This is a genomic window from Pseudoalteromonas galatheae, from assembly GCF_005886105.2.
Taxonomy (GTDB): domain Bacteria; phylum Pseudomonadota; class Gammaproteobacteria; order Enterobacterales; family Alteromonadaceae; genus Pseudoalteromonas; species Pseudoalteromonas galatheae.
In genome coordinates this window covers 1-12498 of sequence record NZ_PNCO02000001.1, presented here as the reverse complement: position 1 = coordinate 12498, position 12498 = coordinate 1, and the positions used below count along the sequence as shown (strand labels likewise).

Genomic DNA, 12498 nt, shown 5'->3' with positions numbered 1-12498 from the left:
AAGGTAAGTCGCTCCTAGTTATTGAGGCAGCCTTTGTTTCAGCCAGCTGATCAAAATATTGCTGTTCTGTGGCCGAGAAAAGTAAAACCCTTGCGCTGCCACCGTACCAATGCTTTTTACAAACTCGAGTTGCCCGAGAGATTCAATACCTTCGCCAATCACGCGACAGTGCTTTTCTTGATGCATCTCTACAATGCCTTTTACCAAGGATTTGGTATGCCCCATATACTCAGGTTCTTGCGTCATATTGCGCGACAGTTTCACGTACTCAAAACGCAGTGCGGGTAATTTAGCTAGCACCAGCGGCGCATCACCAAAACTATCGACGCACATTTTTACACCCAAATTCTTCAAACGACTGATCATCGCAATTTCTTGCTCATCTAGTTCTGCAAGCATACAAGCTGGACATTCGATAATGATAGCGCCAGGGCTTAACTGATGGTTGAGCATGGTGTAGTCAATAAACTCGATAAAGCTTTCGCTCAAGAGCTCAGCACCAAAAACATTAATGCTGATGGGAACGCTGATCCCTTCCATTTTCAGTGCCAATGCGATTTCGCAAGCACGCTCTAGTACATATTCAGCAACGGGAATGGCAAGTCCAACTAAACGAATATCATCAATAAACTCATTGGCACTTAAAATCCCTTGCTTTGGATGCTGCCAGCGCAACAGTAATTCCACAAACTCAATGCTGTTATCTTCATGACGAACGACAGGATGGAAATAGAGCTCAAATTCAGATCTAAAGTTGATTTTAGCTAACTCCGACAACCTCACCTGTTGCTCCAAGCGATGAATTTGCATACGTTGTTGGTAGGGAACAACTTGTTGCTGACCATACTGTTGTGCTTCTGATTGTGTATCCAGCGCTAAAAATACACAAGAAATCAGATTCTCAAGCTGCCCCATCTCTTCATCGCAATTCACGTAACTCGCACGCATCATGATCTCTAACGTGCAGCTACCAACATTGAATGGCTTTAAAGTGCTGTTTGATATTTCCTCTATCAGCTGCTCATGAAAGTGCTTACCATGCTTTAGCGAACATACAAACGCAAAGTTAAGACCACCTAGATGCGCCATTTTCGCAGTTTCATTGCCATGAGTGATGGCCATAACATCACCTGATTGCAAACATTGCGCAATACGATTAGCCGACTGAGCCAACAGCAAGTCACCAAACTCACGCCCTAAATGAAAATTCACCTGCTCGAAGCCCATGAGACGAACAAGCACGAGCATACAAGGGCTCCCTTCCGTTTGGCGATATTCATTAAAAGCACGTTTAAAGCTTTGCCGTCCAGGTAACCCCAAACTTTCATGCTCGGTGTGAGAATCATCGTGTTCTTTCAATTCAAATTCACTTGCGCTGCTATACGCTTGATAGGCAAGAAAAAGAACATACATAAATACGATAACAATTGCACCATGTTGTGCAGGAAGCGCCCACAGATATTCAGATACAGTCCACATTACCAAAGTGATTATTGCCGCCGCACTTATTAATAACAAACCACTTTTATGCTCCTGCAGACCATGGAACAAATACAGAAGTAGCGTCAAAGTAAGTAAATGTAATGTAGTGATATTGCCCGTAAAGGCGAGCAGTATTGCAAGTGTTGCACTGCTAAAGTGGGCCAACTTGAGCATACCAGAGGGGCGCTGTAGCATTAATGCTAACACCCCCATTAAAATGGCTCCGGTCATACCTGCCATCATCGGTGTAATTAGTATCGCAATTCCTTCAGACAGCAATAATTCCGTGGCTCCGCCACTAGCTGTTGAAAATGAAAGCATAATTTGTTGCTTATAAAAGGATCATTACTGATTAAGTTTACCCAAGATCCACAAATTTGACAGGTCCGCTACACCAAATTGATAACTTAACTGTGCAGGATGGGTAATGTCCCATAACGCTAAGTCCGCCCGCGTTCCAACTTTCAATACTCCACGGTCGCTCAACCCCAAGGCTTTCGCAGCATTAACTGTAACACCGCTAAGCGCTTCTTCCGGTGTCATTCGAAATAATGTACATGCCATATTCAGCATTAATCGCAGTGAGCACAAAGGCGCAGTACCTGGATTGAAATCGCTAGCAAGTGCCATTGCTACTTTGTGCTTTCTGAGCAAGTCAATTGGTGGCAATTGCGTTTCTCGTAGGAAATAAAAGGCGCCGGGTAAAAGTACCGCAGTAACATCCCCGTTCGCCATTGCTTCCACACCAGCTTCATCGAGATATTCTATATGATCCGCTGAAAGCCCTTTAAACTTTGCCACCAGCTCGCTGCCATGTTGATTAGATAGCTGCTCAGCATGACATTTAACCTGTAACCCCAACTGTTGTGCTCGAATAAATACTTGCTCGGTTTGCTGATAGGTAAATCCGACGTTCTCACAAAATACATCAACAGCCGTTGCTAATTGGCGTGAAGCAACTTGTGGCAGCATCTCATCACAGACTAAATCAATGTAGGCTTGGCTATTGTCTTTGTATTCTGGGGGTAATGCATGCGCGCCCAAGAACGTGCTATGCACATCAATCGGGTGATGCTCATTAAGGAGCTGATTAATTTCTAGCAGTTTTAGCTCATTTTCAACATCAAGGCCGTAACCCGATTTACTTTCAACCGTGGTAACCCCTTCTTTGAGTAAACTATTCAAGCGGTTCTTAGCGTTAACATACAGCGTTTCTCTGTCTGCTAATCGTGTCTCCTTAACGGTACTTGCGATACCACCACCTTGCGCGGCAATCTGTTGATATGACGCCCCCAGTAATCGTTGCTCAAATTCGTTGGCCCGAGAACCTGCAAATAAAATATGCGTGTGACAGTCGATTAACCCTGGGGTCAACCATTGGCCATTGGCTTTATGAATAGGGGTTGCAATGGCGTCAACCTCAGGTAGTTCACTACGAGGGCCTAACCAATTAATTTTGCCATCTTTAATGGCAATCGCTGCGTTTTCTATCGCACCATAAGGAGTATCCAAATTGGGATCCATAGTTGCAATATTGACATCGATAATAAGCAAATCGGCTTCTAACATCATACTTGTCCTAATCTAAATCAAATCCATATGCCAACACATTAAAAGAAACTCGCTCACTGCGAGGTTTATTCATTGAGTCTATCAGGGATACTTGTATATACAAGAGAAGTGTGCCATCTTTATTTACATAAATATGAACTCGAGACAACAACTGTGCCTGAGCTCCCTAAATTTGCGCTGATAAAACAACATATTATCGATAATATTCGCGCCGCGCGCTGGCTTGAGAACGAGCGCGTTCCGTCGGAGAATGAGTTAGCTGACCAGTTTAATGTTAGCCGAATGACCGCAAGACGAGCATTGAGCGAGCTAACCGAAGCCGGAATTTTAACTCGTAGCCAAGGTCTAGGTACTTTTGTTGCCAGTTTTAAATCTCAGTCTTCGTTGCTTGAGATCCGCAACATTGCCGACGAGGTCAACGCACGCAATGGCAAATACTCTTGCACCGTACTAACGCTTGAGCTTATTGCGGCAGTAGCGCCTATCGCCATTGCACTGGGTGTAGAAGCGGACGCACCAGTCTATAGAAGCGTAATTGTACATAATGAAAATGAACAACCACTGCAAGTCGAAGAACGCTTCGTCAATCCGCAGTTGGCACCAGAGTATTTAGACCAAAACTTTGAACTGACTACCCCTCATGAATATTTATCTCAAGTCGCACCACTCACAGAGGCTAGACACACCGTTGAAGCAGTGATGCCATCACCAGAGGTTTGCCAGTGGCTTGGGCTTTATAATGAAGAACCATGCTTACAAATGATCCGCCGAACTTGGTCTGCAAAAGGCATTGTTAGTTTCGCGAGATTAATTTCGCCAGGCAGTAAATATCGCTTAGGTGGTCATCTCACCTTTAAGCAAAGGTCGTAACACATAAAGTGTCGCCAAACATCGCGACAGGTAAATCAAAACGACATGGCGGCCTAGATTGCCATGTAATACAAATAGACTAACAACCTAGCGAAACTAAGCAATCGCAACAACTAGTAGACGTTTCACTTAGGTTGTATATACAACAGGAGAGAGCAGAATGAGTGATAACCCAAGATTAGACCCTAACCGCGAGATCCGCGCGCCACGAGGTGCAGACATTACCGCAAAGAACTGGCTGACTGAAGCGGCAAAGCGAATGTTGATGAATAACCTTGACCCTGAAGTTGCTGAGCACCCAAATGCACTAGTAGTTTATGGCGGTATTGGCCGCGCCGCTCGCGACTGGGCATGCTTCGATAAAATCGTCGAAACGTTAGACCGCTTAGAAGAAGACGAAACCTTACTGGTGCAATCAGGTAAACCTGTTGGCGTATTCAAAACTCATAGCAACGCTCCTCGCGTCTTAATTGCTAACTCAAATTTAGTACCACATTGGGCTAACTGGGATCACTTCAACGAACTCGATAAAAAAGGCCTGATGATGTACGGCCAGATGACCGCTGGTTCATGGATCTATATTGGCTCACAAGGCATAGTACAAGGCACATACGAGACCTTTGTAGCTATGGCAAAGCAACACTTTAATGGTGAGGCAAAAGGCAAGTGGATCTTAACGGGTGGCCTTGGCGGCATGGGCGGCGCACAACCACTCGCAGCAACTATGGCAGGCTTTAGCGCCCTCGTTGTTGAGTGTGATGAGTCACGAATCGATTTTCGTCTTAACACACGCTATGTCGACCGAAAGGCAACCACACTTGATGATGCGTTAGCTATCATTGATGAAGCGAAGGCTGCAGGACAACCTGTATCGGTTGGCCTGCTGGGCAATGCAGCGGATGTTTATGCTGAATTGGTTGAGCGCAATATCACGCCTGACGTAGTGACCGACCAAACTTCTGCACACGACCCATTAAACGGCTACTTACCGCAAACGTGGACTATGGCTCAAGCAGCCGCGCTTCGCGAAAGCGATCCACAAGCGGTTGTAAAAGCCGCAAAACAATCTATGGCGGTGCAAGTACAAGCCATGCTAACGCTGCAATCGCGCGGGGCTGCAACAACTGACTACGGGAATAACATTCGCCAAATGGCCTTAGAAGAAGGGGTTGATAACGCCTTTGATTTCCCGGGTTTTGTTCCTGCCTATATTCGTCCACTATTTTGCCAAGGTATAGGTCCATTCCGTTGGGTTGCACTGTCTGGCGATCCTGAAGATATTTATAAAACAGATGCGAAAGTTAAAGAGCTTATCCCAGACGACCCACACCTTCACAATTGGTTAGACATGGCGCGCGAGCGCATTCAATTCCAAGGCCTGCCAGCTCGTATTTGCTGGGTTGGACTGAAGGACAGAGCCCGTTTAGCAAGAGCATTCAACGAAATGGTCAAAAATGGAGAGCTCAAAGCACCGATTGTGATTGGTCGGGATCACTTAGATTCAGGCTCTGTAGCCAGTCCAAACCGTGAAACGGAATCAATGATGGATGGCTCAGATGCAGTATCGGACTGGCCGTTACTTAATGCCTTGTTAAATACGGCTGGCGGTGCAACTTGGGTCTCGCTGCATCACGGCGGTGGCGTCGGTATGGGCTTCAGTCAACATTCGGGGGTCGTTATTGTCGCAGATGGTACAGACGAAGCAGATGCTCGCTTATCTCGCGTACTATGGAATGACCCAGGTACCGGTGTAATGCGTCATGCCGATGCCGGCTATGACATAGCCAAAGACTGTGCGAAAGAACAAAAACTAGATTTACCTATGCTGGAAGGAAAGTAAGTATGTACTCACTGAATTTAATCCCAGGCCAACTGACTCTAAGCACGTTACGACAAGTCAATCAACAGCCTGTTCATCTCAGCTTAGACGAGTCAGCGAAAACCGCTATTGCTAACAGTGCAGACACCGTTCAGCAAGTTATCCAAGAAGGACGCACCGTTTACGGCATTAATACGGGTTTTGGCTTACTGGCCAACACCAAAATTGCAAAAGACGAATTAGAGTTGCTCCAACGCTCTATTGTACTGTCGCACGCAGCCGGTATTGGCGAGTTAATGGACGATAACACCGTTCGACTAATGATGGTGCTAAAAATCAACTCGCTATCTCGTGGTTTCTCTGGGATCCGCTTGGATGTAATTGAGTTCTTAGCGGCCTTGGTTAATGCAGAAGTCTATCCTTGTGTGCCCAAGAAGGGCTCCGTTGGAGCATCTGGCGATCTCGCCCCACTATCGCACATGTGTTTACCAATCCTTGGCGAAGGCCAGGTTCGCTATCGTGGCGAGCTTATCGATGCCATCGATGGGCTAAAAATAGCTGGACTTGAACCACTTACTTTAGCTGCAAAAGAAGGCCTCGCACTACTTAACGGTACACAAGCATCTACTGCTTTTGCACTGCAAGGCCTATTCAGAGCTGAAGATCTTTATGCGCAAAGCTGTGTCGTAGGTTCGATGAGCATTGAAGCGGCTATGGGCAGCCGTTCGCCATTTGATGCGCGTATTCACGAAGTCCGTGGTCAGCAAGGTCAAATCGACACCGCAATGGCGTTTAGAGATATCTTACAGACTCGCTCAGAAATAAGTGATGCTCATGTTGATTGTGAAAAAGTACAAGATCCTTATTGCTTGCGTTGTCAACCACAGGTGCTTGGCGCCTGTTTAACCCAGATCCGCCAAGCCGCTGAGGTGATCCTCGTAGAATCCAATGGGGTAACAGATAACCCGCTGGTATTTGCTGATGCTGGGGATATTATTTCTGGCGGCAACTTCCATGCTGAGCCTATCGCGATGGCGGCTGATAACCTAGCGCTTGCCATTGCTGAAATTGGTGCATTGGCTGAACGTCGTATCGCGCTGCTTATTGATTCGAGCTTATCAAAACTGCCTCCCTTCTTGGTTAACAATGGCGGTGTAAACTCGGGCTTTATGATTGCGCAAGTCACCGCTGCAGCACTGGCCTCTGAAAACAAAACACTCGCACATCCAGGCAGTGTTGACAGCCTCCCAACCTCGGCAAACCAAGAAGACCATGTTTCTATGGCAACCTTTGCGGCAAGGCGCTTACAGGAAATGGCTGACAACACCCAAGGTGTACTCGCTGTTGAATATCTTGCTGCAGCGCAAGGGTTAGATTTTAGAGCGCCACTTAAGCCGTCCGATAAAGTGGCTACAGCTCAGCAAATATTACGTGCAGTTGTGAGCTTTTATGACAAAGATAGGTATTTTGCACCGGATATTGAAAGTGCTAATGCGTTACTGGGTCAAGCTGCACTGGCGCACTTGCTACCAGCACAACTCTTACCTTCAGCCTAACTCAGATTCATTAACAATGGGATGATGGTAGGCAAAGCCGAGTTCGGTAATACGCTCGGCTTTAATAATACGCGATTCCTCTTTTGACGAAGCGAAACTTGGCATCTCATTCCCTAACTTTTCACAGTGATATTGATAAAACGCCTGTCTCGTGGGGTGTGCTGGATAGCAAACATTATAAATGTCTGCAGCATCCTGCCACTGCGCGATCACGGTATTGATTGCAGTAACAACATCGCCCCGGTGAACCATATTCACTCTACCATTCGCTGAGCTAGACAAAGTCTTTCCTACTACAAATCGCCCAGGCTCCCTATCCGGACCTTGAAGACCTGCTAAGCGTACAACCTTGCCGCCTGCGTTAAGCACCATCTCTTCAGCAGTTCTAAGTATATCAACACGCCTGTTGGCTTTATCCGCTAACTTACCTTGTTCATCATACTCACCATTTTCGGTGCTATAAACCCCAGTGGTCGAACACAATAAGAAGCCTGCTGCTGACATCTTCTTTGCAAGTAACAATACCTGCTCTAGCGTTTCTAAATAGTTACTATCAACATGCCTAGCTCTTGGTGGGATCGCACATACCCAATACGCGTCGTGTAAAGAAATAGAGTGCGCTAAAGTCCCATTTTCAGTTAAGACCAGCTGCCTTGACCAGCTATGCATCTTGTTTGCTTGGGTTCTGGTGCCTTCGACTTGCCACCCTCGAAACTCGGCTTCGCGACACAACGCTGCACCGAGCCAACCCGCGCCCAGTACGACTAAACTATGATTTAATACTTTCATATGGATATTGCCTTAACCAGGAAGTTACCTTGTATTATCTATGTAAAAGAAGTTAACGCAAACGGTGGCGTTCTCTTTTTATCTATGGTTTGATTACCGCTTGCATAAGCTAAAAATAAGAACTGTCATGCTTGAGAATTTATCCCTTAGAAAGAAAATATTGCTGCTAATTGGCGGCACCATTTCCGTATTATTAATTATCGCATCAAGCTTTTTCGTCAGCCATATTGCAACGCTCTCTCGAGATGGTATTGAGCGAGAAACGCAAAGCTATATTCAAGCCGAAAAATTAGCGATGGAAGCATTTTTTGGCCAATACGGCAAAGTAGTTGAAACCTTTGTTTCTACGCCTCACAACATTCATTGGTTTGAAAATTACAATACTCGTGGCGCCGATCTGACTAAAGATAAAGACTATCAAGAGGTCAATGAAGACTTAGTTAGAATCGCCAAGGGTGATGACAATATTCTCTCAGCCTTTATTGCCTCAGCAAACACCGGTGAATATTTTAAAGAAAATGATCGTACCTCAGCATATTCAGATGGCAGACCTTACTATGCTTATAAACGCCCATGGTGGCAAGATACGCTTGATGTAGGTAAATTGTATGTCGGTCCAATTGCAACCGATATCAATACCGGTGCGGTGTCTGCAGTGATCCGTCAACCTATCTACAATAACAGCGGTAAACTCGTCGCTATGGGTGGCGTCGACTTACAGATCAATAAATTGAACGATATGGTTGAACGTATCAAATTTCAAGATAAAGGTTTTGGCTTTTTGCTCGATGGTGATTTAAATGTTGTGCATTTATCCAAGCGTACTGGTCATTCACTCTCTACCACTGATGAAGGCGAGAAAGGCAAAGAAGGTTTAGATGGCCTTGAATCTCAGTTTGCCAATACATCAGGCTTTGACGATCTGAATGCCGCTATCAAACGTAACCCCGTTGGCAATAGTACGGTCACGTTCAAAGGGGAAGCGTATTATGTTGTTTATGACAATGTAAAATTAGACAACCCCCTATTAAATTGGCACGTTGGCCTACTCATTCCGGTGTCGCTGATCGAAGCGCCGGTGAATGACGCCGTAATGAGCACAATCACAGCCTTGATTATTATCTTAGCCATTATCGTGGCAATGATCTTACTCGCCACGCAAATGATCACTAAGCCGATTGTAGCGCTTACCGAAACCATGCGAGACATCGCATCAGGTGAAGGCGACCTGACTAAACGTATCGATATCACCAGTAAAGATGAAGTTGGTCAACTCGCGCTGCATATGAATACCTTCATCGATAAACTTAGAGCAATGATGCTCGATACCGCAGCACAAGCTGAGCAATTAAGTAATGCTTCCGCCCAATTGCGTGAAGTATCAAACAATACTAACTGTGAGATTCAGCGCGAAAAGGAACAGGTAGATAGCGTAAGCGCGGCAGTGACCGAGATGGCAGCTACAGTGACTGAAATCTCACGTAATGCACAAGAGACCAACCAAGCCGCTGATGTCGTGCAACGTATTACCAATGAAGGTGCGGGACGTTCATCACAAGCTCAAGAAGTCATGACTGAACTTGCACTTCATATTGGTGAGGCTGCAAAAGTGGTTGCCGGACTTGAACAAGAAACCAGTAACATAGGTGCCGTTATCGATGTGATTAACGGTATTGCTGAACAAACGAACTTACTGGCACTCAATGCTGCCATAGAAGCCGCCAGAGCGGGCGAGCAAGGTCGAGGCTTTGCGGTGGTTGCTGATGAAGTCAGATCGCTTGCAAGCCGCACGCAAGAGTCTACCGATGACATCCGCAATATGATCTCTCGTTTACAGCAAATTGCCCAACAAGCTTCAGTGATGATGCAGCAAGGTCAAGACCGTGCAGAGGGGACCGTGGAGGAAACTCAGGCCGTGCTGGATGCCTTGAAAGAAATCACAGAGTCGGTCACAACAGTACAAGACCAGAGTCATCAAATTGCGACATCAACAGAGCAGCAAACCGTTGTTGCAGAAGATATTAACAATAGTCTTAACCAAATAAATGAACTCGTTAATAGCACTGCCAACCACGCCAATGTACTGGCAGATGAAGCCCGCGACTTGAACGACTTAGCCAAGGCACTGAACTCAACGGTCAACCAATTTAAGCTTTAATCAAACACTAAAACACGTCGCAATCGCGGCGTGTTTTGATCTGAGGCAAATCTAACCCAGACGGTAAAAAGTACACTGATACTCTAATAAAACTCGAGAGTGCGTATCGTGATTAATTTACCTATTTGGAATGATTCCCTTATCAACAAGTACAATATATCTGGTCCTAGATATACCTCATATCCAACGGCCCTGTCGCTTGAGTCTGGTTACAGCCAAAACGAATTACAAGCTGCTATTACAGGCTCTAAATCTCGCTCACTCTCGCTGTATATTCATATCCCTTTTTGTCATCAACTATGCTACTACTGTGGCTGTAATAAAATCATTACTCGTCATCAATCCAAAGCTGACGTTTACCTCGATTACTTAGCACAAGAAATCGCAGCAAAAGCACCGCTATTTTCTGAGTATTGTGTTGAACAACTTCATTTAGGCGGTGGGACACCAACTTTCTTAACTACAGAGCAAATGACACGTCTAATCGAAATGCTGAATAGTGCATTTAACTTCTCTCAAAGTGCACAACGTGGTATTGAAATAGACCCAAGATCACTTGCGCCAAATATGATGCGCCATCTATATGAGCTTGGATTTAATCGTGTGTCTTTTGGCGTACAAGATTTTAATGATGAAGTGCAAGCCGCGGTAAACCGCCCACAGCATCTAGACGAAGTGCTGGCCATCTTAACTGAAGCGAGAACGCTCGGTTTTAAATCTATTAATATGGATATGATCTATGGGCTACCATTCCAAACGGTAGAGAGCTACAAGCAAACGATTGAGCAACTTATCGCGCTTTCTCCCGATAGAGTCTCTGTATTTAACTATGCCCATCTTCCGGATAGATTTGCAGCACAGCGAAAGCTAAAAGAAGCCGATATGCCAAGTGCGGGAGAAAAACTTGAGATCTTTAAGCAAACACTGGAACAGATGACCTCCGCTGGGTATCAATTCATCGGCATGGATCACTTCGCCAAAAAAGACGATGAACTGGCTATGGCGCAAAATGAAGGGCATCTACACCGTAATTTTCAGGGCTATACCACTCATGGCGAGTGCGACCTATTGGGCCTTGGTGTGTCATCCATTTCCCAAATAGGTCATATGATCTTACAAAATGAAAAAGAGTTAAAACTTTATTATCAGGCTTTAAGTGATAAAAGATGTGCGATCACTAAAGGGATAACCTTAAATGGTGATGATGAAATACGCGCGGCTGTGATCAAACAGCTTATTTGTCACTTTGAATTAGATAAAAAGGTGTTCGAGCAACGCTATGATATAAATTTTGACGAGTATTTTGCTCAGGCACTTAACGCACTAGAGCCGCTAGCTGCTGATGGACTGGTAGAACTGAATGAACACACCATAAAAGTCACCAGTAGCGGTAATTTATTTATTCGCATTATTTGTATGTGTTTTGATGCCTACCTACAAAACCAAGTAAAAAACACCCGCTTCTCTCGCGTTATTTAACCACTTTACCCTCTCAAAGTTACAACAAACTTAGCCATTCGATATATCGAATGGCTAAGTTTTTGGATAACAGAGCTGTCGAATAGCGCTTCGCTTATCCTAATCGATGGATACACCACCTCCGACCATACTGCTCAGTGCTGATGTAGTGGGAGCAAGTTTACCTCGCGATGTGTTGATTGCTTGTGATATGTTCTTTTCAAATCCCACATAGCAAACGTTGCTGCAACGGGTTTGACGTACATGGATGTACTAATGTCGATATTAGATCCATGGATGAATGCTGTTAATCGACCTTTAATAAGGCCCTAGCTCGCTACGAACTAGGATGTTTTATTCTTTTTGCTTGAGAAGCCCAACAGCTCGGCGGGTAAACCACCTCCGACCACGCTGCTCAGTGCTGATGTGGTGGTAGGAGCGAGTTCACCTCGCGAGGTTTTATATCTCAAATCTCTATGCCCCGAACAGCAAAAAACCCGTCGCATTGCTGCACGGGTTTCTCTAATAAGGCCCTGACGATGTTCTACTTTCACATGGGAAGCCCACACTATCATCGACGCTGTTTTGTTTCACTTCTGAGTTCGGCATGGGGTCAGGTGGTTCCAAAACGCTATGATCATCAGGAAATCTGGGTGCAAATGTCTAATGACATCGTGCCTCGCACGAGCATTCCATTTGCGCAAGGTGAACCGATTTCGCGATATCGCTGAGGTTGGTCACCTTGTTTAATTCTTAAATCTGGAAAAAGCTTATTAAATTCTTCTGTCTACTTC

At 45.3% G+C, this 12498-nt stretch carries 8 protein-coding genes and 1 rRNA gene; 5 read left to right on the top strand and 4 right to left on the bottom strand.

Features of this window, described 5'->3' with window-relative positions; translation table 11 throughout:
* Positions 1-18 precede the first annotated feature (18 nt).
* Together CWC29_RS00045 and hutI are read right to left on the bottom strand one after the other, a co-directional pair.
* Positions 19-1803, bottom strand: coding sequence for an EAL domain-containing protein (locus tag CWC29_RS00045; RefSeq protein ID WP_128728897.1), 1785 nt, complete (start codon positions 1801-1803; stop codon positions 19-21).
* 24 nt (positions 1804-1827) lie between these two features.
* Positions 1828-3051, bottom strand: a complete 1224-nt coding sequence (hutI, locus tag CWC29_RS00040; RefSeq protein ID WP_128728926.1) for an imidazolonepropionase — start codon at positions 3049-3051, stop codon at positions 1828-1830.
* A 111-nt stretch (positions 3052-3162) separates the two neighbouring features.
* Between hutI and hutC the strand changes: the two genes are divergently transcribed.
* From hutC to hutH, 3 genes are all read left to right on the top strand, one after another.
* Entirely contained in the window at positions 3163-3924 is a 762-nt protein-coding gene (hutC, locus tag CWC29_RS00035) for a histidine utilization repressor (protein ID WP_128728927.1), read from the top strand.
* 160 nt (positions 3925-4084) lie between these two features.
* On the top strand, positions 4085-5764 hold the full coding sequence (gene hutU / locus CWC29_RS00030) for a urocanate hydratase (RefSeq protein ID WP_128728898.1): 1680 nt from the start codon (positions 4085-4087) through the stop codon (positions 5762-5764).
* Between the two features lie 2 nt (positions 5765-5766).
* Positions 5767-7299: a histidine ammonia-lyase gene (gene hutH, locus CWC29_RS00025; RefSeq protein WP_138522702.1), complete on the top strand. Its 1533-nt coding sequence runs from the start codon at positions 5767-5769 to the stop codon at positions 7297-7299.
* On the opposite strand, the gene CWC29_RS00020 is transcribed toward hutH, so the two are convergent.
* Positions 7291-8088 (bottom strand): Rossmann-fold NAD(P)-binding domain-containing protein, encoded by a 798-nt coding sequence (locus CWC29_RS00020; RefSeq protein ID WP_138522700.1) that lies wholly within the window; start codon positions 8086-8088, stop codon positions 7291-7293. The two genes, hutH and CWC29_RS00020, sit on opposite strands and share 9 nt — an antisense overlap.
* Before the next feature lie 127 nt (positions 8089-8215).
* Between CWC29_RS00020 and CWC29_RS00015 the strand changes: the two genes are divergently transcribed.
* Together CWC29_RS00015 and hemN are read left to right on the top strand one after the other, a co-directional pair.
* Positions 8216-10246: a methyl-accepting chemotaxis protein gene (locus CWC29_RS00015; RefSeq protein ID WP_138522698.1), complete on the top strand. Its 2031-nt coding sequence runs from the start codon at positions 8216-8218 to the stop codon at positions 10244-10246.
* A gap of 108 nt (positions 10247-10354) precedes the next feature.
* Positions 10355-11725, top strand: coding sequence for an oxygen-independent coproporphyrinogen III oxidase (gene hemN, locus CWC29_RS00010; protein ID WP_128728902.1), 1371 nt, complete (start codon positions 10355-10357; stop codon positions 11723-11725).
* A 510-nt stretch (positions 11726-12235) separates the two neighbouring features.
* On the opposite strand, the gene rrf is transcribed toward hemN, so the two are convergent.
* Positions 12236-12349 (bottom strand): 5S ribosomal RNA (rrf, locus tag CWC29_RS00005).
* Positions 12350-12498: the final 149 nt, after the last annotated feature.

What these genes read in the sequence shown, in the direction of transcription:
- hutU (WP_128728898.1), top strand. Translation starts at nt 4,085, where the DNA reads ATGAGTGATAACCCAAGATTAGACCCTAACCGCGAGATCCGCGCGCCA.
- CWC29_RS00020 (WP_138522700.1), bottom strand. Translation starts at nt 8,088, where the DNA reads ATGAAAGTATTAAATCATAGTTTAGTCGTACTGGGCGCGGGTTGGCTC.
- hutH (WP_138522702.1), top strand. Translation starts at nt 5,767, where the DNA reads ATGTACTCACTGAATTTAATCCCAGGCCAACTGACTCTAAGCACGTTA.
- hutI (WP_128728926.1), bottom strand. Translation starts at nt 3,051, where the DNA reads ATGTTAGAAGCCGATTTGCTTATTATCGATGTCAATATTGCAACTATG.
- CWC29_RS00015 (WP_138522698.1), top strand. Translation starts at nt 8,216, where the DNA reads ATGCTTGAGAATTTATCCCTTAGAAAGAAAATATTGCTGCTAATTGGC.
- CWC29_RS00045 (WP_128728897.1), bottom strand. Translation starts at nt 1,803, where the DNA reads ATGCTTTCATTTTCAACAGCTAGTGGCGGAGCCACGGAATTATTGCTG.